Annotated in this window: 20 protein-coding genes; 14 read left to right on the top strand and 6 right to left on the bottom strand. The window is 59.8% G+C overall.

The window, feature by feature from the left end; translation table 11 throughout:
* Positions 1–4 precede the first annotated feature (4 nt).
* From glp to AMM33_RS05245, 3 genes are read left to right on the top strand one after another with little or no spacing between them, the layout of a single operon-like run.
* Positions 5–1261: a molybdopterin molybdotransferase MoeA gene (gene glp / locus AMM33_RS05255; RefSeq protein WP_090139333.1), complete on the top strand. Its 1257-nt coding sequence runs from the start codon at positions 5–7 to the stop codon at positions 1259–1261.
* Positions 1258–1509 (top strand): molybdopterin converting factor subunit 1, encoded by a 252-nt coding sequence (moaD, locus tag AMM33_RS05250; RefSeq protein ID WP_090139332.1) that lies wholly within the window; start codon positions 1258–1260, stop codon positions 1507–1509. Before glp ends, moaD begins: the two co-directional genes overlap by 4 nt.
* Positions 1510–1513: 4 nt before the next feature.
* The gene (locus AMM33_RS05245; protein WP_090139331.1) at positions 1514–2002 is read left to right on the top strand and encodes a molybdenum cofactor biosynthesis protein MoaE; all 489 of its coding nucleotides are present in this window, start codon (positions 1514–1516) and stop codon (positions 2000–2002) included.
* Between the two features lie 10 nt (positions 2003–2012).
* Here AMM33_RS05245 and AMM33_RS05240 read toward each other — a convergent pair whose 3' ends face one another.
* On the bottom strand, positions 2013–2567 hold the full coding sequence (locus AMM33_RS05240) for a hypothetical protein (RefSeq protein WP_194945254.1): 555 nt from the start codon (positions 2565–2567) through the stop codon (positions 2013–2015).
* A gap of 87 nt (positions 2568–2654) precedes the next feature.
* Here AMM33_RS05240 and clpB point away from each other — a divergent pair, with 87 nt between their 5' ends.
* Positions 2655–5261 (top strand): ATP-dependent chaperone ClpB, encoded by a 2607-nt coding sequence (clpB, locus tag AMM33_RS05235; protein WP_090139329.1) that lies wholly within the window; start codon positions 2655–2657, stop codon positions 5259–5261.
* A gap of 130 nt (positions 5262–5391) precedes the next feature.
* The gene (locus tag AMM33_RS05230; RefSeq protein WP_090139564.1) at positions 5392–7092 is read left to right on the top strand and encodes a thiamine pyrophosphate-binding protein; all 1701 of its coding nucleotides are present in this window, start codon (positions 5392–5394) and stop codon (positions 7090–7092) included.
* Positions 7093–7176: 84 nt separating this feature from the next.
* On the opposite strand, the gene AMM33_RS05225 is transcribed toward AMM33_RS05230, so the two are convergent.
* Positions 7177–7557: an SWIB/MDM2 domain-containing protein gene (locus AMM33_RS05225; protein WP_090139328.1), complete on the bottom strand. Its 381-nt coding sequence runs from the start codon at positions 7555–7557 to the stop codon at positions 7177–7179.
* A 242-nt stretch (positions 7558–7799) separates the two neighbouring features.
* Here AMM33_RS05225 and rraA point away from each other — a divergent pair, with 242 nt between their 5' ends.
* Together rraA and AMM33_RS05215 are read left to right on the top strand one after the other, a co-directional pair.
* Positions 7800–8339 carry a ribonuclease E activity regulator RraA gene (rraA, locus tag AMM33_RS05220; protein WP_090139327.1) on the top strand — a complete coding sequence of 180 codons (540 nt, stop codon included), beginning with the start codon at positions 7800–7802 and terminating at the stop codon, positions 8337–8339.
* A gap of 7 nt (positions 8340–8346) precedes the next feature.
* Entirely contained in the window at positions 8347–8985 is a 639-nt protein-coding gene (locus AMM33_RS05215; RefSeq protein WP_090139326.1) for a DedA family protein, read from the top strand.
* A gap of 83 nt (positions 8986–9068) precedes the next feature.
* Here the strand turns inward: AMM33_RS05215 and AMM33_RS05210 are convergent, their stop codons facing one another.
* Both AMM33_RS05210 and AMM33_RS05205 read right to left on the bottom strand, forming a co-directional pair.
* A complete protein-coding gene (locus AMM33_RS05210; protein WP_194945253.1) occupies positions 9069–10001 on the bottom strand; it encodes a PfkB family carbohydrate kinase in 933 nt (310 codons plus the stop codon).
* A gap of 289 nt (positions 10002–10290) precedes the next feature.
* A complete protein-coding gene (locus tag AMM33_RS05205) occupies positions 10291–10734 on the bottom strand; it encodes a substrate-binding domain-containing protein (protein ID WP_090139324.1) in 444 nt (147 codons plus the stop codon).
* Between the two features lie 163 nt (positions 10735–10897).
* Between AMM33_RS05205 and AMM33_RS21780 the strand changes: the two genes are divergently transcribed.
* The 5 genes from AMM33_RS21780 to AMM33_RS05185 all read left to right on the top strand — a co-directional run bounded on the left by AMM33_RS21780 (position 10898) and on the right by AMM33_RS05185 (position 14617).
* Complete coding sequence (locus AMM33_RS21780; RefSeq protein WP_194945252.1) at positions 10898–11041, top strand: hypothetical protein; 144 nt, start codon at positions 10898–10900, stop codon at positions 11039–11041.
* A gap of 57 nt (positions 11042–11098) precedes the next feature.
* A complete protein-coding gene (locus AMM33_RS05200; RefSeq protein WP_090139323.1) occupies positions 11099–11296 on the top strand; it encodes an RbsD/FucU family protein in 198 nt (65 codons plus the stop codon).
* A gap of 88 nt (positions 11297–11384) precedes the next feature.
* Positions 11385–12599 (top strand): ROK family transcriptional regulator, encoded by a 1215-nt coding sequence (locus AMM33_RS05195; RefSeq protein WP_090139322.1) that lies wholly within the window; start codon positions 11385–11387, stop codon positions 12597–12599.
* Entirely contained in the window at positions 12596–13270 is a 675-nt protein-coding gene (locus AMM33_RS05190; RefSeq protein ID WP_090139321.1) for a transaldolase family protein, read from the top strand. Before AMM33_RS05195 ends, AMM33_RS05190 begins: the two co-directional genes overlap by 4 nt.
* 162 nt (positions 13271–13432) lie before the next feature.
* A complete protein-coding gene (locus AMM33_RS05185; RefSeq protein WP_090139320.1) occupies positions 13433–14617 on the top strand; it encodes a YbfB/YjiJ family MFS transporter in 1185 nt (394 codons plus the stop codon).
* A 75-nt stretch (positions 14618–14692) separates the two neighbouring features.
* On the opposite strand, the gene AMM33_RS05180 is transcribed toward AMM33_RS05185, so the two are convergent.
* Together AMM33_RS05180 and AMM33_RS05175 are read right to left on the bottom strand one after the other, a co-directional pair.
* On the bottom strand, positions 14693–15400 hold the full coding sequence (locus AMM33_RS05180) for a VOC family protein (RefSeq protein ID WP_090139319.1): 708 nt from the start codon (positions 15398–15400) through the stop codon (positions 14693–14695).
* On the bottom strand, positions 15397–15948 hold the full coding sequence (locus tag AMM33_RS05175) for a C40 family peptidase (RefSeq protein ID WP_090139318.1): 552 nt from the start codon (positions 15946–15948) through the stop codon (positions 15397–15399). Before AMM33_RS05175 ends, AMM33_RS05180 begins: the two co-directional genes overlap by 4 nt.
* Before the next feature lie 121 nt (positions 15949–16069).
* Between AMM33_RS05175 and AMM33_RS05170 the strand changes: the two genes are divergently transcribed.
* Both AMM33_RS05170 and AMM33_RS05165 read left to right on the top strand, forming a co-directional pair.
* Positions 16070–16675, top strand: a complete 606-nt coding sequence (locus AMM33_RS05170; RefSeq protein WP_090139562.1) for an isochorismatase family protein — start codon at positions 16070–16072, stop codon at positions 16673–16675.
* Between the two features lie 164 nt (positions 16676–16839).
* On the top strand, positions 16840–18738 hold the full coding sequence (locus AMM33_RS05165) for a propionate--CoA ligase (protein WP_090139560.1): 1899 nt from the start codon (positions 16840–16842) through the stop codon (positions 18736–18738).
* The last annotated feature ends 225 nt before the right edge of the window (positions 18739–18963 follow it).

Raw genomic sequence — 18963 nt, 5'->3', positions numbered from 1 at the left:
CCACATGAGCTCCGCACGTTCTCCCTTGATGCCCCTGGACCAGGCCCTGCAGACGCTGCTGGCCCAGATCGAGCCGCTGTCCGGCTCGCAAGAGGTGGCCACGTTCGACGCGGATGGGCGTGTGTTGGCCCGTGATGTGGTGTCAAGCTTGCAGGTGCCCGCTTTTGACAATTCGTCGATGGATGGCTATGCCGTGCGCTGTGCGGACATCGCCCAAGTGGGGGATCAACTGCAGGTTACGCAGCGCATTCCTGCAGGCCACCACGGCCAGGCTTTGCAGCCCGGGCAGGCCGCACGCATTTTCACGGGGGCGCCAGTTCCTGCGGGGGCTGATGCCATCGTGATGCAGGAGCAAGCCGAAGTGGTTTCAGATGGGGAGCACCCCTGGGTTCGTTTCATGGTCAAGCCAGAAGCCGGGCAATGGATTCGCCGCAGCGGTGAAGACATCCGACAGGGAGAAACAGCCCTGCGGCGGGGTCAGAAACTGGGGCCTGCCGAGCTGGGTTTGGCGGCCAGTTTGGGGCTGGCCCATCTGCAGGTGATGCCGCGTCCGCGGGTGGCCCTGTTTTCCACCGGTGATGAACTGGTGATGCCTGGGGATGTACCGCCAGACCAGATGCCAGCCGGGTCCATTTACAACTCCAACCGATTTTTCTTGCGGGCCTTGTTGCACCGTTTCGGTTGCGAAGTGAGCGATCTGGGCATTGTGGCGGACCGCCGTGATGCGACGGTGGCGGCCCTGAAAACAGCAGCAGACCACCATGACCTGATCTTGACCAGCGGCGGCGTGTCGGTGGGTGAAGAAGATCACGTCAAACCGGCTGTGCAATCCCTGGGTGCCCTGGCCCTTTGGCAAATCGGCATGAAGCCCGGCAAACCTTTTGCCTATGGCCACATCCACCGTGCCACGACCGCTGGTGCGGCACATTTTGTGGGTTTGCCCGGCAATCCGGTGTCCAGTTACATGACCTTTTTGTTGCTGGTCAGGCCCTTGATTTTGAAGTTGCAGGGTGTTGATCAACTCACCCCCCCTTGCCTGAAATTGCCTGCCCACTTTGAGCTGCCCAAGGCCGACAAACGCCGTGAATTTTTGCGTGTTCGCCGCAACGCGCAAGGTGGCCTGGATCTGTTTCCCAACCAAAGCTCTGGGGTGCTGACGTCCGTGGTCTGGGGCGACGGTGTGGTGGACAACCCTGCAGGTCAGACCATTGCACGGGGTGATCTGGTCGATTTTTGGCCTTTTTCGGAGTGGCTGGCATGAAAGTTCAAGTGCGTTACTTTGCCTCGCTGCGTGAAAGCATTGGGCATGCCTCGGAGAGCGTGCACACCGACAGCCATGATGTAGCGTCGCTGCGCGCCGAATTGATCGCCCGAGGTGGTGCTTATGCGCAGTGTCTGGCACTCGGGCGGCCCGTGCGCGTGGCGGTCAATCAGGTCATGGCCCAGGAGCACACCGTTTTGTCTGCAGACTGCGAAGTGGGTTTTTTCCCACCCGTCACCGGAGGCTGAAGCCATGACATCACGCGTGTCTATCCAAACCGAAGACTTTGATGTGTCTGCCGAGCTGAGCACTTTGCGTGCACAAGACCTGCGCGTGGGCGCGGTGTGCAGCTTTGTGGGCACGGTGCGGGATACACGGGCCTTGACGGGCGCAGCGCACGATGAAGTGCAGGCCATGGAGCTGGAGCATTACCCGGGCATGACAGAAAAGTCGATCGAGGCCATGATTGAAGAAGCGCACCGCCGTTTTGATTTTTATGCCGCTCGGGTGGTGCACCGCGTGGGGCGTTTGTTGCCTGCGGATCAGATTGTGCTGGTGGCGGTGACTTCTGCGCACCGGGGTGAGAGCTTCAAGGCCTGTGAGTTTCTGATGGACTACCTCAAGACCCAGGCACCATTCTGGAAAAAAGAACAAACCCCGCATGGCGCCCAGTGGGTCGATGCGCGTGTCTCGGATGATGCTGCACTGGCACGCTGGGGCATTGAGGCGACCAACGCCTGATATCCGCGCCTCAATGGGTGTAGCGCGGCGGGGCTGTTGCCTCGCTGGGGGCGGCTTCTACAGGGGCTGCGGCCGGTGCAGCCGTGTAGCCCCAATCTGCCTTCACCAATGCTTGCTGGATCAGGTGAATCAGGCCATGCACCAAAGACGCTTGCAGATTCAGCTGGCAAGACTTGACCGGTGCGTCAGGCACTTTTTCCTGAAAAGTGATCGACAGCCCGCCACCCGTTTGCAAATTCAATTGCGCGTCGGTGATCAACAAAGGCTCATCGCCCAGGGGCAATTGTTGGGCCTTGGCTTCAAAGGGCGTTGAAAAATCTGCCTTTTGCAAAAAAGCGTCGCGTTTGAGTTCGGTCAGCATTTGCTTGGCTGCAGGGTCGGGCGCTGCCACGCCGGGCTGCGCGGCTTCCAGTCTGACCACCGACTGGTCGATGGCAGGCATCAAGCGTGAGCACATCCGCCGAGTCAGCCAGAACCTGAACTCTTGGCTGTCTTGGGTGTTCAGTCGCAATAGCAGCCGATCCTGGCGCTCTTCATAAGTGACGGAAAGTTGGTGAATGTTCATGCCCTTGATTTTAGGCAAACTCCAAAGCCTGCTGCGGCCTTGAAAATGTCTTGCATCCCCCAAGTTAGGAAGCATTGGAGAACCTTTATGCGCATTGACAAATTGACCACCAAATTTCAAGAAGCCCTCGCTGATGCCCAATCTTTGGCCTTGGGACGGGATCATGCCTACATTGAACCTGTGCACCTGCTGGTGACCATGCTCAAACAAGACGATGGCCCCAAAGCCTTGCTTTTGCGTGCGGGCGTGCAGGTGCAGGGCCTGCAGGCCGCATCCGAAGCTGCTGTGGCGCGTTTGCCTCTGGTGACAGGGCAAGACCAGGTGCAAGTCGGCCCGGAGTTGGTCAAGCTGCTGCAGGCGGCCGAGAAAGAGTCCATCAAGCGGGGGGATGCCTTCATTGCCAGCGAACTGTTTTTGCTGGCCGTGGCTGACCACAAAGCCGAATTGGGGCGCATGGCCAAAGAATATGGCCTGAACCGCAAAAGTCTGGAGACCGCCATCACGGCCATTCGAGGCGGCGAATCCGTGGGCAGTGCCGAGTCGGAAGGCCAGCGCGAAGCCCTCAAGAAATACTGCATCGACCTGACAGAGCGTGCCCGCTTGGGCAAGCTGGACCCGGTCATTGGCCGGGACGACGAGATTCGTCGCGCCATCCAGGTTTTGCAGCGCCGCACCAAAAACAACCCGGTGCTGATCGGCGAGCCAGGCGTGGGCAAGACCGCGATTGTCGAGGGCCTGGCCCAGCGCATTGTGGCTGGTGAGGTGCCCGACTCGCTCAAAGGCAAACGCGTGCTGTCGCTCGACATGGCCGCTTTGCTCGCTGGGGCTAAGTTCCGTGGCGAGTTTGAAGAGCGCCTGAAAACCGTGCTCAGCGAGTTGGCCAAGGACGAGGGGCAGACCATCGTCTTCATTGATGAGCTGCACACCATGGTGGGCGCAGGCAAAGCCGAAGGCGCCATGGACGCGGGCAATATGCTCAAGCCCGCACTGGCCCGGGGCGAGCTCCATTGCGTGGGCGCGACCACGCTGGACGAGTACCGCAAATACATCGAAAAAGACGCGGCCCTGGAGCGCCGTTTCCAGAAAATTCTGGTCAACGAGCCCAGCGTGGAAGCCACCATTGCCATCTTGCGTGGGCTGCAAGAGAAGTACGAAATCCACCACGGCGTAGACATCACCGACCCGGCCATTGTGGCCGCAGCCGAGCTGAGCCACCGCTACATCACCGACCGTTTCCTGCCCGACAAAGCCATTGACCTGATCGATGAAGCGGCGGCCAAGATCAAGATTGAAATCGACTCCAAGCCCGAAGTCATGGACAAGCTGGATCGGCGTCTGATCCAGTTGCAGATCGAGCGTGAAGCGGTGCGCAGGGAGCACGATGAGGCCTCGCAAAAACGCTTTGCCTTGATTGAAGAAGAAATCGTCAAGCTGCAAAAAGAAGCCTCCGATCTGGAAGAAATCTGGCACGCTGAAAAAGCGCAGGCACAAGGCGGTCAGCAAGTGCGTGAGCAGATTGACCAATTGCGCCAGCAAATCGAAGAGTTGACCCGCCAGGGCGATTTCAACAAAGTGGCCGAGTTGCAATACGGCCAGCTGCCCGCTTTGGAAAAAACGCTCAAAGAAGTGCAAGCCAAAGAGGCGGCACCCGGTGAAAAGCCGATGCACCGCTTGTTGCGTACCCAGGTGGGGGCTGAAGAAATTGCGGAAGTCGTTTCCCGTGCCACCGGCATTCCGGTGTCCAAGATGATGCAGGGCGAGCGTGAAAAGTTGTTGCAGATGGAAGTCAAACTGCACCAGCGCGTGGTGGGGCAAGACGAGGCCATCGCCGCTGTGGCCAATGCGATTCGCCGTTCGCGCTCGGGCTTGTCCGACCCCAACCGTCCAACAGGCTCTTTCCTGTTCCTGGGCCCCACCGGTGTAGGCAAAACCGAGCTGTGCAAGGCCTTGGCGGGTTTCCTGTTTGACAGCGAAGACCACCTGATCCGGGTGGACATGAGTGAGTTCATGGAAAAGCATTCGGTGGCCCGCCTGATCGGCGCGCCTCCAGGCTATGTGGGGTACGAGGAGGGCGGTTACCTGACCGAGGCCGTGCGCCGCAAGCCTTACAGCGTGTTGCTGCTCGATGAGGTCGAAAAAGCCCATCCGGATGTTTTCAACATCCTGCTGCAAGTGCTCGACGATGGTCGCCTGACCGATGGGCAGGGCCGCACCGTGGACTTCAAGAACACGGTGATCGTGATGACCTCGAATTTGGGCTCGCACCTGATTCAGGCCATGGTGGGGCAGCCCGCCGAAGACATCAAGGACGCGGTGTGGGATGAACTCAAAGCCCATTTCCGCCCTGAGTTTTTGAACCGCATTGATGAGACGGTGGTGTTCCACGGACTGGATGCCCAGCACATTGCCTCGATTGCCAGCATCCAGCTGCAAGCGCTCAAAGACCGCCTGGCCCGCATGGATCTGGGCCTGCAGGTCACCCCGGCAGCCTTGGCGGAACTGGCCAAAGTGGGTTTTGATCCGGTGTTTGGTGCCCGTCCCTTGAAACGGGCGATCCAGCAGCGCCTTGAAAACCCCTTGTCCCGTTTGCTGCTGGAAGGGCGTTTCTTGCCCAAGAGCACCATCGAAGTGTCGGTGGACCCTGTTCAGCACCCCGGGCAGTTTGACTTTAAAGTGCTCGAAACCGCAGCCTGAACCTTGATAGGTGGATGAGAGGGGCTGGATGGCGACATCCAGCCCTTTTTTGTCAATGTCCAAAGGTCTGCGTGGCACCCCTCAACCGGTGTGACAGCGCCGACGAGTGGGTGTGGGCACAATGCGCCCCATGAACTCAAAAATCGCTGGCCACCTGCTTGTTGAATGCCTTTTGGCCCAAGGCGTTACCCATGCTTTCGGGGTGCCAGGCGAAAGCTATCTGGCGGTGCTGGACGGTTTTCATCTGCACCGTGACCAGATTCGCTTTGTGACCTGTCGACAGGAGGGCGGCGCCGCATTCATGGCCGAAGCCCAGGGGCGACTCACGGGTCGTCCGGGGGTGTGTTTCGTGACACGAGGCCCAGGCGCGACCAATGCGTCCATTGGAGTGCACACGGCCTTTCAGGACTCCACGCCCATGGTGCTGTTTGTGGGCGACGTGGCCAGCGATACGCGCGATCGTGAAGCCTTTCAGGAAATGGACTACACGCATTTCTTTGGCCCCTCGACCAAAGGCATGGCCAAACGGGTGGAGCGCGTGGACGACCCCAAGCGCCTGCCCGAGTATGTGGCGCGTGCATTTGCCACGGCCATGAACGGGCGCCCTGGTCCCGTGGTGCTGGTGCTGCCCGAAGACATGCTGATCCAGCCCGTTCAGGCAGCACAGGCGCTGCCACGCGTGGAGCCCGTGCAGGCCTGGAGCGACCCCGGCGCACTGCGCAGTTTGCGTGACATGCTGCTGGCTGCGCGCCAACCCTTGGTCATTTGTGGTGGCGGCGGCTGGACGGTTCAAGCTGCTCAGGCCTTGCAGCGCTTTGCCGAAAATTGGCAATTGCCCGTGGCCAATGCGTTTCGTTTTCAGGACACCTTCGACAACCACCATCCCCAATACGCTGGTGATGTGGGCATTGGCATCAACCCCGCCTTGGCCGCACGCATCAAAGAGTCCGACCTGATCTTGGCCATTGGCCCGCGTTTGGGCGAGATGACCACCGGTGGCTACACGCTGCTGCAGGTGCCCAAGCCGGTCCAAAAGCTGGCGCACATCCATGGCAGTGCAGAAGAATTGAACCGCGTCTACCAGGCTGACTTGGCCATTTTGTCAACCATGAATGCCGCAGCCCGAAGCCTGGAGGTGCTGACCGCGCCGCCTGACTTGCCCTGGACGGCCTGGACGCAGCAAGTTCATGAGGCTTACCTGAGCAACCTGCAGCCCCAACATTTGCCCGGCGACATTGACATGCCTGCCATCGTGGGACTGTTGCAAAAGCATTTACCAAGCGATGCGGTCTTGACCAATGGCGCGGGCAACTTTGCCAGCTGGATACACCGCTTTTTCAAGCACCATGGTTTGGTCAAGGGGCACAAGACCCAATTGGCTCCCACGGTGGGGGCCATGGGTTATGGCGTGCCGGCGGGCATTGCGGCCAGCTTGTTGACAGGGCGCTTGGTGTTCACCATCGCTGGGGACGGCGATTTTTTGATGAATGGGCAAGAGTTGGCCACCGCCGTTCAGCATGGCGCCAAAACCATCATCGTGCTTTTGAACAACGGCATGTACGGCACGATCCGCATGCACCAAGAGCGTGAATACCCGCAACACGTCACCGGTTCGCAGCTGCAAAACCCTGACTTTGTGGCCTTGGCCCAAGCTTATGGCTATGCGGCCACCCGCATACGCCAAACCGATGAGTTCGAATCTGCTTTGACGGCTGCACTGGCCCGCCCGCAAGGCACATTGATCGAGGTGATGCTGGACCCCGAGGTGATCACCACCCGAGGCACTTTGCAGGCCATCACCGATGCCGCATTGGCCAGACCCGCAACTTGAATCGTGGGCTCGGGGCGCGTCACTTGCACCGCGCGCCCATGAAAAAACCCGCCGAGGCGGGTTTTTTCATGGGGTGTGTCTGAATTACTTCAGGTGCTTGCCGATCAAGCCAGCCATTTCAAACATGGTGACCTGGGCCTTGCCGAACACCGCCTTGAGCTTGTCGTCGGCATTGATGGCGCGACGGTTCACGCTGTCTTGCAGGTTGTGCTTCTTGATGTAAGTCCACATCTTGCTGACCACTTCAGTGCGAGGCAGTGGCGTTGCGCCAACCACAGCAGCCAAGGCTGCGCTGGGTGTCAGTGCTTTCATGAAAGCGGGGTTGGGCGTGCGCTTTTTGGCAGGAGCTGCCTTTTTAGCGGGCGCTTTGGCAGCTGCTGTTTTAGCAGGAGCCGCTGTTTTGGCTGGTGCTGCTTTTTTAGCGGGAGCAGCTTTTTTTGCCGGGGTTTTTTTCGCAGTTGCCATGATGGAAGTTCCTTTGATCGGAAGTTGGTTTCTCCGCTGAGAAACAGTTTGTTTTCAGCTGGATGCATGCTACTGGAGAAACAGCCTCTTTCCAAGCAGATGTGTCAACTTTTACTCAGGGTTGTTGCGTATTTGTTTCGCTCAAGCTGCTTTCGAGGCGCTTTGCACCTTTTTCGGCGTACGCCCTGTGTAAGAAGCCTGCGTTTCACTCTGGGCTTTGTCCATTTTCAAGGGCTATACGAATGACACTACAAACTGCCAATCCCTTTTCGACATGCGATTTTTGCGATGAAAACAAGTCCGGTGAATCGGCGCATTTCAGGGTTTTGCCCCCAGTCTTCAAAGACTTTGGCGGGCGATTGAAATTTTCAGGCCAGGTCGTCACCGTCAAATGTTATGAAGACAACAGTCTGGTCAAAAAGGCTGTCGAATCCGAAGGCGCAGGACGCGTGTTGGTGGTGGACGGTGCCGGTTCACTGCGCAGGGCTCTGATGGGGGGGAATTTGGCTGCAGCTGCCGCACGCAATGGATGGGCGGGTGTGGTGATTGATGGGTGCGTGCGTGATGCAGCAGAACTTTTGGCCACGCCCATCGGAATCCGCGCACTGGCACTCCACCCCATGCCCACGGTCCGATGCGATCAGGGGCTGCGCGATGTGTCGGTCCTCATTCAAGGCGTTTGGGTGAAGCCTGGCGACTGGCTCTACGCCGACGCAGACGGCATGGTGCTGCGATCAGAAGATTCGACGGCCTTGTCCGACACTGCTTTTGTGCAGAGATAATCGGCGCATGGACATCTTGCTGCAACTCATTGATTTCATCCTCCACGTAGACCGTTACCTGGAGGCCTTTGTGGGCCAGTATGGCGCCTGGGTGTATGCCTTGCTGTTTGCGATCATTTTTATCGAGACAGGTCTGGTGGTCATGCCGTTTTTGCCCGGCGACTCCTTGCTGTTCATTGTGGGCGCCCTGTGTGGTGCCGAATTGCTCAATTTACCCTTGACCATGGGCCTGCTGCTGGCGGCGGCCATTTTGGGTGACCAGACCAACTACACAATTGGCAGGTACTTCGGTCCCAAGGTTTTCCGCTGGGAGAATTCCCGGTTTTTCAACCGGCAGGCTTTCCTACAGGCCCATGCCTTCTATGAAAAATACGGTGGCGTCACCATCATCCTGGCCCGTTTCATGCCGTTTGTTCGCACCTTTGTGCCCTTTGTGGCCGGCGTGGCCGAGATGACGCGCAGCAAATTCACATTCTTCAACGTGGTGGGCGGTGTGATTTGGGTGGTCGGCTTGATTTTGGTGGGCTACTTGTTCGGTAATTTGCCCTTTGTGCAGACACACCTTTCCAAGATCATTTGGGCTTTGATTTTGGTGCCCGGCGTCATCGCGCTGGTCGGCGCTTGGCGTGTACGCCAAGCCAGCTGAAACCGTGTCGGCGCGAAAGTCGCTGACAAACACCCAAGTGGCTGTGTCTGGCAGACCGCAGTTTCAGCTCTGACCTTAGAGTCTCAAAACGCCAACACCTCTTCCCGCGTCGGCGGCTGGCAGCCGTGGCGGGTACAGTTGATGGCGGCGGCTTTCATGGACTGGTCCAGTGTGCTGCTCACGCGTTCGCCAGCACCCAGCGGCTGCATGGCCCAGTCGGCCAGGGTGTGGCCCCAGAAGGTGTCACCAGCGCCGACGGTGTCGGCCACGGTGATTCGGGGCACGGGCAGATTGTGATTGTGGCCGTCAATGTCGAGGTAAGCGCCGTCACCTCCAAAGGTGAGGGCAATGCGGCGCAATGCACCCGCTTGCGCACTGGCACGCAGTGCTTGAACCAGACAGGCCGATTCGATCCGTTTGACGTTTGCAAAACCCAGGGATTCCAGGTCTTCGTCGCTGGCCTTGAGCCAGTCAGCATGCTCCATGACCGTGCGCACCGCAACCAAGTACGCGGCCAGATCGCCCGTCAATTTGGGGCGCAGGTTGATGTCCACGCTCACGGTCCAACCCAGGGCCTTGGCTTCTTTCACAATGGCCAGCACTTTGCCTTGTTCGGGCGGTACCAGGGCCAATGAGCCGGTGTGCAAGATGCCCGGCGTGGCTTGTTGCTGCAGCAGGGCGAGGATGGAGTCCACCGTGTAGTCGCGGTCGGCAATCCCTTCGCGGTAAAAACCGTAGCTCGGTTGGCCCTCCTGCAGTTGCACAACGGCCAGCGAAGTCGGCAGGGGGCTGGAGCCGCCGGGCAGCGCCACACCGTCTTGATGCAGTTGCCGAGCCATGGCCTGCCCGAACAGGTCGCTTGACAAGGGGTTGAGGTAAGCCACGCGGGCTCCGCGCAGGGCAGCGGCTCGGGCCAGGTTGAAGGGGCTGCCGCCCATCAGGGGGCGCAATTGGCCATCGGGCTGCGCGATGCAGTCCATCAGGGCTTCACCGAGTACAAAAATGGAAGTGGTCATGGCTGTGAAAAGTGGCAGTGGATGATGGGGGGCGTGTGAATTCCCGCCTTGCGTGAATTTGCAGGAGCCCCGCACTTGGGGTGATAGGGTAGTGGTCCGCGAATGTCTATCTCGGCGGGGGTACCGCTCCTGCAGGGGAACAATCAAGGCAGACATCTTGGGGCTGGATCAATCAAGGGGGAAAGTCAATGCAAGCATCTGGATCAGATCAAGGGAACTTATTTTTTGAGCACATGCTTGCGCCGAACCTCGTTGATCCAAACCGCACGTCAGGATCACAAAGGTTTGTTTACCCGCGAAAAAGGCGATCACCGAGGCCTGCACCAGGATGTTGGACAGGTTGCCCGTGTTCACAAGATATGAACTTGGTGCAGGTGGTGCCGGTGTCCACCGCGACCACGGCAATGTCAGCGGTCAGAGCCTCATTGATGGCGTGGGCGATGACGGCCGAGTCCATCGGCGCGTTGCCAATCGCATTGACTTTGCGGGTGATCATGTCTTCCACGATGGCCGGCTGACGTGACAACTCGCCTTTGTCAGCGGCCAACTCGATGAACTTGACCCCTTTGGCTTGTCCGGCTTTTTGGGCATCGCCGTTGATCAGCGTCCAGCCTTCGTTTGTGTTGCCGTTGGTGATGTAGGCCACCGTGATGTCAGCCGCCAGGGCCGATGTGAACACGGTGGCCGCAGCTTTAGTGCGGGCGTGGCGGGGGAATGTGCGTCTGGTGATCATGGGTCTTATCTCTGTTGTGGGCTTCGTACCGGGCAGAAAACCTGTTCTGTGACCGCAAACGGATTGGAATCGAAATTATCGACTAAGTAAACCCAGTAGTTTTACTAATTAACAGACAAAACAAATGCGCGATGCTTGTCCCATTCCATGCTAAGGGGTTGCCATGTCGTTCATCCAATCTGTTCTCGAAATCCAACAACTGACCAGGCACTGCGTAGGCGACAAAGCCCTGACCGATGCCCGTTTCCGATTCTTGCCTGGTGAGCACGCTGCCTTCGTGGACGCCAAATTCAAGGCTGATTTTTGAACCAAGGCAAGCCGGGGGCGTATTCCCGGCCACAGCCTGGAGCGGGTAAGCCTAGCCGTGCTGTTGGTGTTTCCGCTGGTCACCGATGTGGCGCAGCCTGCGGCCTTCATGCGTGTGTGCCACAGCGCAGACGAGCACCGCACGGCGGTCCAGCAGGCCGTGGTCGATCTGGTGGTGGCCGAAGGCTTCGAGTCCGAACAGGTCGAAACCGTGGAGCGAAATGCGTTTTACGAGAAAATGAAAGGGCCAGCCTGATCGCGCAAAGCGGAGAAGGCACGGCCTACGGCAACGCCTTCTATTGCAAAGGCGTGATACTTGTTTAATTTTTTCCAGCATTCCTGACATGAACAGCGCCACCCCGAATTCAGCCATGCGTGGTTCCAACCACGTCGGGATGCGCCAGTTCAACGAGCGCATCGTGCTGCAGGCCATCCGCCACCACGGGGCCATCCCCAAAGCCGATTTGGCCCGCCTGACCCAGCTGTCCACCCAGACGGTGGCCATCATCGTGGGCCGATTGCTGGACGACGGTTTGCTCGTCAAGCAAGACCGTGTGCGCGGCAAAATCGGCCAGCCCTCGGTGCCGCTGTCGCTCAACCCGCAAGGGGCGTTCAGCGTGGGTATTCAGGTGGGGCGGCGCAATCTGGAGCTGTTGGTGGCTGATTTCACTGGCCAGCCGGTGGAACGCGTGGAGGTGGTGTACGACTACCCCGACCCGGATGTCTTGTTGGAGTCAATGGCGCAAGGCTTGCACACGCTGAAAGAGCGCATGGGCGATCTCTGGCCCCGCACCGTGGGTGTGGGCCTGACCGCACCACTGTCGCTACACAAGTGGGCCGACCTGATGGGTGGGCCGGCTGCACAAGCCCTGGCCCGCTGGGAGCACATCGACTTGCCCGCACAAGTGCAGCGCCTGACCGATTTGCCGGTGGTATTTGCCAAAGACACCACCGCCGCCTGCGTGGCCGAATTGCTGAAGGGCCATGGTCGCAGCGTGCGCAGTTTTTTGTATGTGTTTGTGGGCACCTTCATCGGCGGTGGCCTGGTGCTGTCGGGCCACATCATGAACGGCGAGCGAGGCAACGCCGGGGCGATTGGCTCACTCCCTGTGGGTTTGGCATCGACGTGCTCAGGCATGCCGCCGCAGCTGCTGCAAAAAGCCTCGGGCTGGCAGCTCGAACAAGCCTTTCTGGCCGCAGGCCACAACCCTTTGCTCATTCACCAAAGCGCCATCATGGATGCGGCTTATGCCGAATTCACCGAACCGTGGATCGCCCAAGCCAGTCAAGCCCTGGCCATGACGGTGGCCAGTGCCGCCGCCTTGCTCGACCTGGACGCGGTGGTGATGGACGGCTCTCTCGGTGCGCCGCTGATGTCCGCCTTGATGGCTGCCACGCAAGAGGCGCTGGGCCAGTACCGGTTTGACGGCATGCACCAACCGCCCCTCTTGGCGGGGCAGGTGGGGGCGCACGCCCGTGCGTTAGGCGGAGCCTTGCTGCCGCTGCACAGCCAGTTTTTTCCGGACAAGGACATCTTCCTGAAACAGGACGCCGCATGAAGTTCTACCTTGACTCGGCCGATGCCCGCCAATGGGCGCTGCCCGCAGGCTGCCCGCCAGTGCATGGCGTGACGACCAACCCCACGCTGGTCATTCAAGCCGGTTTGCCGGTCAGTCTGAGCGGCTATCTGCAGCTGGTGGCGCAGGCGGGCGAGGCCCGCATTCCTGAGCTGATGCTGCAACTGCCCCGCGCCGACGTGGGCGAAGCCGCCCAGTGGCTTGAAGTGCTGCTGCCCGTTGCCGTGCAGGCCCACGTACGCCTGACCATCAAGCTGCCGTGCCATCCCGACTGGCAGCCGGTGCTGCGCGAGGTGCAGGCTTGGGGCGTGCCCACCTTGCTGACGGGCTTGTCCAACCCGATGCAACTGCTGTGGGCAAGGGCGCAAGGTGCCAATTTTGTCGCGCCCTATGTAGGCCGCCTGCAAGCCGATGGCCGCGATGTGTGGTCACTGATCGAAGCCTGTGTCGCGGTGCAGTCTGATGGCTTGCAACTGCTGGCCGCCAGCATCAAATCGGCCGACGTACTGTCGCGTTTGATCGCTGTGGGTGCCCACGCGGTCACGGTGCGCCCCGAGTTTGCAGCAGGCTTGGCCACCGACCCCGTGACCCTTGATGCGATGGCGCAGTTTGACCGGGATGTGCAAGCTGGCTTGGTGCGCTCCTGTTCATGAGAGGCAGCCTTCGGCAACAACGCTGACAAGCAAGGGGTCACAGACTCACAGGTCATGGCTGCACAGGCTTGTCAGGGCGGCAACAGCTTGGATCAGTGGGCTGCGTCACAATGTGCGCCCGAGGCTGCCGCAATGGCCCTTGGTATTGAACACGAGTAACACATGAGCACTGACGCATCGCATCTTCGACCCTGGCAAGTCATCATTGGCGGCATTTTTGGCCTGGTGCTCACCATCGGCCTGGCCCGCTTTGCCTACACCCCTTTGCTGCCTGCTTTGCAATTGCAAACCGGGCTGAACGACGCGAGTGCCGGGGCCTTGGCGGCCATCAATTACGCAGGCTACATGTCGGGCGCGTTGGCCGCTGCCTGGATCGACGATGTGCGCTGGCGCCACCGGCTCTACAGCATGGGTTTGTGGTTGTCGCTGCTCACGGTAGCGGCCATGGCCTTATCGACCTGGATGCCGGCCTGGGCACTGTGGCGTTATCTGGGTGGTTTGTGTGGGGCCACGGGCATGTTGCTGGGCGCCGGTCTGGTGCTGGGCTGGCTGATGCGTCAAGGGCGACGGCCCGAGCTGGGGGTGCATTTCATTGGCCTGGGCCTGGGCATTGTGGTGTCGGCGGTGGGTGTTTGGGGCGTGTCCAAAATCTGGGCTTTGTGGTCTGACCAGTGGTTGGCCATGGCGGCTATCGGGCTGGTGTTTTTTGTGCCCGCCTGGGCATGGCGGCCACCCGTGCCGCCTGCGCCCGCAGTGGTCAGCGAGGCCCACTCCACCAACAAGGTCTCGCGCCGCTGGATGCTGACCATGGCGGGCAGCTACTTTGCCGCCGGTTGGGGCTTTGTGATCAGCGCCACTTTCACGGTGGCGATTGTGGAGCGTGAACCGGCTTTGGCCGGGCAGGGCGCACTGGCCTGGGCTCTGGTGGGTTTGGCGGCCATGCCTGCGGTGTTTTTGTGGGACAAGGTGGCCCGGCGCTGGGGTGACACACGGGCTTTGTTGTTGGCTTTTGGCTTGCAGACGGTGTCGGTGATCTTGCCTGCTTTGTCGGGGACGCTTGCGGCTGCATTGGGCGGTGCCATTGGTTACGGCGCCACGTTCATCGGCATTGTGAGCATGACGCTGGCCCTGGTGGGGCGGCGTGCACCGCAAAACCCGGGCAAAGCCATGGCCCGCCTGACCCTGAGCTATGGCGCCGCACAAGTGATTGCGCCGGTGGTGGCCGGGGCCATGGCTCAGGCCACAGGCAGTTTCAAGGGGGCGCTGTGGCTCACTGCGGCTGTCATGGCTACGGGCATGGCGCTGTTGGCCACGCTGCCCAACGATGCACACACACCAACGGCCTGAGCCATTGATGGCGCGGTAAGCAGCCCCTGTCTTGACTGGATTGCCGTGCTTCGCTCGCAATAACCGCCTGCGGCCTCAGATGCCGAAGCTGTGCAGCTTCACCAGTCCTTTGGGAGTCTTGAGGGTGGCGACGATGTCTGCAGGGCCGCTGTCAATGGGGATGCCTTCCAGGCCGATGGCAGCATAGGCCGATTGCAGTTTGGGTCCGCTGGGGTGGCTGATGGCGATGCTTTGCAGCGTTACGCCCGAGCGGGGCAGGCTGTTGCGCGGGTGCAGGCGAAGCGGTTCGGTCGCGTCGGGTTTGCCCCATTGGATCAAGGTGGGCAGGGTGCCATTGAAGAGGCGCTCACCGTCTTCACGTACGGTGATTTGCCAGTTCAAAATACCTTTGCTGGATTTGCGACTGGCGTGCACAATTTGGCCGCGCTCGATACCTTGGGTGCGCAACGCATGCCGCGCGGCCTTGATGTCATCGGTGCTGGCCACAAAGGTGACGAGTCGGGGTTCATGTGCCACCGCCTTTTGCAAGACGGGATCGTCCATGTCAAACCAGCGGGCCACTTGTGCGCGCTTGGGCATCACGGCTTCGGGGTTGATGGCGATGATTTCAAAATAGGCCAGTGGATGGGCGGGCGAGGCGATTTTGAACAGGCGGTTGTGGGTGCCGTATTTTTCATGCTCTCCGCCTGCGGCCGGTGTGATGCCCAGCGTGTCTTCACACCATGCTTGGCCTTGTTCCAATGTGGCGGCCATGACCACCAGGTGGTCGATCTGTGTCTTCATGGTTTGGAGGTTTCGGCTTCCACAGGTACCCGGCGGGCACCATTGAAGCGGTTGTGCCAATAAGCGCTGCGCATGTCTTCAATCTTGACGGATTTGCCAGCGCGTGGCGAATGGATGAATTTGCCGTCACCGACATAAATGCCGACATGACTGAAGGCGCGCTTCATGGTGTTGAAAAACACCAGGTCACCGGGTTGAAGATCGCTGCGTTCGATCACATCGGTGCTGCGTGCCTGCTCTTCTGCCCGGCGGGGCAAAATTTGGCCCACCGATTTTTCATAGAGGTGACGCACAAAACCACTGCAATCGAACCCGGAAGATTCGCTGCTGCCGCCACGCCTGTAAGGCACGCCCAGCAAATCCATGGCCTGGGTGATGAGGCCCGTGGCCTTGTCACCGGCTTTGTCTTTAGTGCTGTAGAGGTGCTCCGTCAATTGAGACACCAAACCTTTGTCCACCAAGGGTTTGAGAGCATCTTCGTCAGCAGGTGTCGCCAAGGCAGCTGTGGACAACAAAAGCCAGAAAAATGAAAGAAAAAACCCGCGCATAACTGTCGAGCATAACGGATTTCATGTTTTGGTCAGCAAAAGCTCCCTGTGTTTGAATCTTCTTTGGCACGGGGGCATTTCAGGGCCTGCGACAATCGCACCCATCAAAGATGGGGTGTTTATGTTGATAGATGTTCAAGCGTGTCAGTTGGTGTTGGTCGATTTTCAGGCCAAGCTAAAACCCGTGATGGTCGACGCCGATGGTGTGTGGGCCAATGCTGCCCGGCTGGCCCAGTTGGCTCAAGTGCTGGAGGTGCCGACGTGGGGCACTGAGCAAAATCCTTCCCGTTTGGGCGTCATGCCGCCAGAAATACGCACTCATTGCCGCCAGGTTTTGGCCAAAATGCAGTTCAGTGCGGTGGAGGAGGGCTTGGGTGAATGGTTGCAACCCGAGCCTCCTCAGGCACCGCGAGGCAACGCACGCAGCTTGCCGCGCCATTTGCAAAAGCCCCAGGCTGCAACGCAGGAGCGCAAAAGCATTGTGCTCGCGGGGTGCGAGGCGCACATTTGCCTGATGCAAACCGCACTCGACTTGCTGGAAGACGAGTTCGAGGTGTGGGTGGTGACCGATGCCTGCACATCGCGCACCGAGCGTAACCGCGATGCCGCCTATGACCGCCTGGCCGGGGCGGGGGCTGAATTGGTGACCACCGAAATGGTGGCATTTGAGTGGGTAAGAACGGCCGAACACCCGGACTTCAAGCTGCTGCAAAGCCTGTTCAAGTGAGACAAATTGGGCGACTTTGAACGCGAAGGTGGTCATTCTTTCGTGTGACAAAGTCAGCTTCTTGCAAGTACCTTGACCATAATTATGAATTCAGAAGTGCAGGGCGGTGCGTGACCATCGCCCCCTTCCTCGGTTTCAACTTGGTGGGTTTTCAGGAGACATCCATGGGCAATTTCGCAGAATTTCATGCCCGGTCGATCAACGACCGCGACGCTTTTTGGGCCGAGCAGGCCAAACTGGTGGACTGGAAAGTCCAGCCCCAGCAAATCTGTGATTACAGCAACCCGCCTTTTGCCAAGTGGTTCGTGGGCGGTGAGACCAACCTGTGCCACAACGCGGTGGACCGCCACCTGGCGGATCGCGCCGACCAGCCCGCTTTGATCTTCGTCTCGACCGAAACCGATCAGGAAAAAACCTACACCTACCGTGAGCTGCACGCCGAAGTGCAGCGCATGGCTGCCATCTTGCAAGACCTGGGCGTGGTCAAAGGCGACCGCGTGCTGATTTACATGCCCATGATCGCCGAGGCGGCTTTTGCCATGCTGGCTTGCGTGCGCTTGGGCGCGATCCACTCGGTGGTGTTTGGTGGTTTTGCCTCGCACTCGCTGGCCACCCGCATCGAGGACGCCTCGCCCAAAGTCATCATCAGCGCCGATGCCGGTTCGCGTGGCGGCAAAGCCGTCTCTTACAAGCCGCTGCTCGACGAAGCCATCCAGCTCTCGGCCCACAAACCGGCCAACGTGGTCATGGTGGACCGCCAACTGGTCGCTTTCACGCCCGTGGCCGGACGCGATGTGGATTACGCCACCGAGCGCGCCAAGCACATGGATGCGGTCGTGCCGTGCGTCTGGGTCGAATCCACGCACCCCAGCTATACGCTCTACACCTCGGGCACCACCGGCAAGCCCAAGGGCGTGCAGCGCGACACCGGGGGCTACACCGTGGCCCTGGCTGCCAGCATTCCCAACATCTTTGAAGGCAAGCCGGGCGGCACCTTTTTCTGCACCAGCGACATCGGCTGGGTGGTGGGCCACAGCTACATCATCTACGGACCACTGATCGGCGGCATGGCCACCATCCTCTACGAAGGCCTGCCCATCCGCCCCGACGGCGGCATCTGGTGGAGCTTGGTCGAGAAGTACAAAGTCCAGGTCATGTTCAGCGCCCCCACCGCCATCCGTGTGCTCAAAAAGCAAGACCCTGCGTTGCTGACCAAATACGACCTGTCGAGCCTGCAGGCGCTGTTCCTGGCCGGTGAGCCACTGGACGAGCCGACCGCCAAGTGGATTTCAGAAGGCCTGAACGGCAAGGCCATCATCGACAACTACTGGCAGACCGAAACCGGCTGGCCGATTTTGAGCATCTGCAACGGTGTGGAAAAAGCGCCCAGCAAGTTCGGCTCGCCCGGCAAGGCGATTTATGGCTACAACGTCAAGCTGGTCGACGACCAGACGGGCGAAGAGTTGACCGGCGCTAATCAAAAAGGCGTGTTGACCATCGAAGGCCCGCTGCCGCCCGGCAACCTGCAAACCATTTGGGGCGACGACGAGCGTTTCGTCAAGACCTACTGGAAGACGGTGCCGAACAAGCTGGTTTACAGCACCTTCGACTGGGCGGTGCGTGACGAAGACGGCTACTTCTTCATCTTGGGCCGCACCGACGACGTGATCAACGTGGCCGGTCACCGCCTGGGCACCCGCGAGATCGAGGAAAGCATCTCCAGCCACCCCAACATCGCCGAAGTGGCGGTGGTCGGTGTGGCCGATCAGCTCAAAGGGCAGGTGGCCATGGCCTTTGCCATTGCCAAGGACACCTCGGGCCTGACGGACGCGGCAGCGCGCCTCAAGCTCGAAGGCGAGGTCATGAAAGTGGTGGACTCTCAGCTGGGCGCGGTCGCCAGGCCATCTCGCGTGCTGTTTGTCACGGCCTTGCCCAAGACGCGCAGCGGCAAGTTGCTGCGCCGGGCCATTCAGGCCGTGGCCGAGGGGCGGGATCCGGGCGACCTGACCACCATGGACGATCCGGCCGCTTTGCAGCAGATCGTGGATCTGATCAAAGGCTGACGATTCTGGACCCCGCTTTGGCGGGGTCTTTTTTTACCCCAAAAGCCTTCCACCCGTTTTGTTTCGTATGACTGTAAGTTTGATATCGGACAAGGCGTGGCACAATGCGCGCTGTACTCAGGCCCTTCCTTTGCCACAGTCGCATCCGCCAACCGGTTCAGCCGTGTCGCGGAAGGTAAATCTCAACCAACTAATGTTTCCCAGAGGGAAACGGAGGTCAGCGAA

The sequence above is a fragment of the Limnohabitans sp. DM1 genome (genome assembly GCF_001269385.1).
In the GTDB taxonomy this organism is placed as follows: Bacteria; Pseudomonadota; Gammaproteobacteria; order Burkholderiales; family Burkholderiaceae_C; genus Limnohabitans_A.
Note: the sequence above shows the minus strand (reverse complement) of the source record. Positions and strands in the feature narration are given on the sequence as shown.

Excerpts from the sequence above, each read along its gene's own strand:
- glp (WP_090139333.1), top strand. The coding sequence starts at position 5 with ATGAGCTCCGCACGTTCTCCCTTGATGCCCCTGGACCAGGCCCTGCAG.
- moaD (WP_090139332.1), top strand. The coding sequence starts at position 1,258 with ATGAAAGTTCAAGTGCGTTACTTTGCCTCGCTGCGTGAAAGCATTGGG.
- AMM33_RS05245 (WP_090139331.1), top strand. The coding sequence starts at position 1,514 with ATGACATCACGCGTGTCTATCCAAACCGAAGACTTTGATGTGTCTGCC.
- AMM33_RS05240 (WP_194945254.1), bottom strand. The coding sequence starts at position 2,567 with ATGAACATTCACCAACTTTCCGTCACTTATGAAGAGCGCCAGGATCGG.
- clpB (WP_090139329.1), top strand. The coding sequence starts at position 2,655 with ATGCGCATTGACAAATTGACCACCAAATTTCAAGAAGCCCTCGCTGAT.
- AMM33_RS05230 (WP_090139564.1), top strand. The coding sequence starts at position 5,392 with ATGAACTCAAAAATCGCTGGCCACCTGCTTGTTGAATGCCTTTTGGCC.
- AMM33_RS05225 (WP_090139328.1), bottom strand. The coding sequence starts at position 7,557 with ATGGCAACTGCGAAAAAAACCCCGGCAAAAAAAGCTGCTCCCGCTAAA.
- rraA (WP_090139327.1), top strand. The coding sequence starts at position 7,800 with ATGACACTACAAACTGCCAATCCCTTTTCGACATGCGATTTTTGCGAT.
- AMM33_RS05215 (WP_090139326.1), top strand. The coding sequence starts at position 8,347 with ATGGACATCTTGCTGCAACTCATTGATTTCATCCTCCACGTAGACCGT.
- AMM33_RS05210 (WP_194945253.1), bottom strand. The coding sequence starts at position 10,001 with ATGACCACTTCCATTTTTGTACTCGGTGAAGCCCTGATGGACTGCATC.
- AMM33_RS05205 (WP_090139324.1), bottom strand. The coding sequence starts at position 10,734 with ATGATCACCAGACGCACATTCCCCCGCCACGCCCGCACTAAAGCTGCG.
- AMM33_RS21780 (WP_194945252.1), top strand. The coding sequence starts at position 10,898 with ATGTCGTTCATCCAATCTGTTCTCGAAATCCAACAACTGACCAGGCAC.
- AMM33_RS05195 (WP_090139322.1), top strand. The coding sequence starts at position 11,385 with ATGAACAGCGCCACCCCGAATTCAGCCATGCGTGGTTCCAACCACGTC.
- AMM33_RS05190 (WP_090139321.1), top strand. The coding sequence starts at position 12,596 with ATGAAGTTCTACCTTGACTCGGCCGATGCCCGCCAATGGGCGCTGCCC.
- AMM33_RS05185 (WP_090139320.1), top strand. The coding sequence starts at position 13,433 with ATGAGCACTGACGCATCGCATCTTCGACCCTGGCAAGTCATCATTGGC.
- AMM33_RS05180 (WP_090139319.1), bottom strand. The coding sequence starts at position 15,400 with ATGAAGACACAGATCGACCACCTGGTGGTCATGGCCGCCACATTGGAA.
- AMM33_RS05175 (WP_090139318.1), bottom strand. The coding sequence starts at position 15,948 with ATGCGCGGGTTTTTTCTTTCATTTTTCTGGCTTTTGTTGTCCACAGCT.
- AMM33_RS05170 (WP_090139562.1), top strand. The coding sequence starts at position 16,070 with ATGTTGATAGATGTTCAAGCGTGTCAGTTGGTGTTGGTCGATTTTCAG.
- AMM33_RS05165 (WP_090139560.1), top strand. The coding sequence starts at position 16,840 with ATGGGCAATTTCGCAGAATTTCATGCCCGGTCGATCAACGACCGCGAC.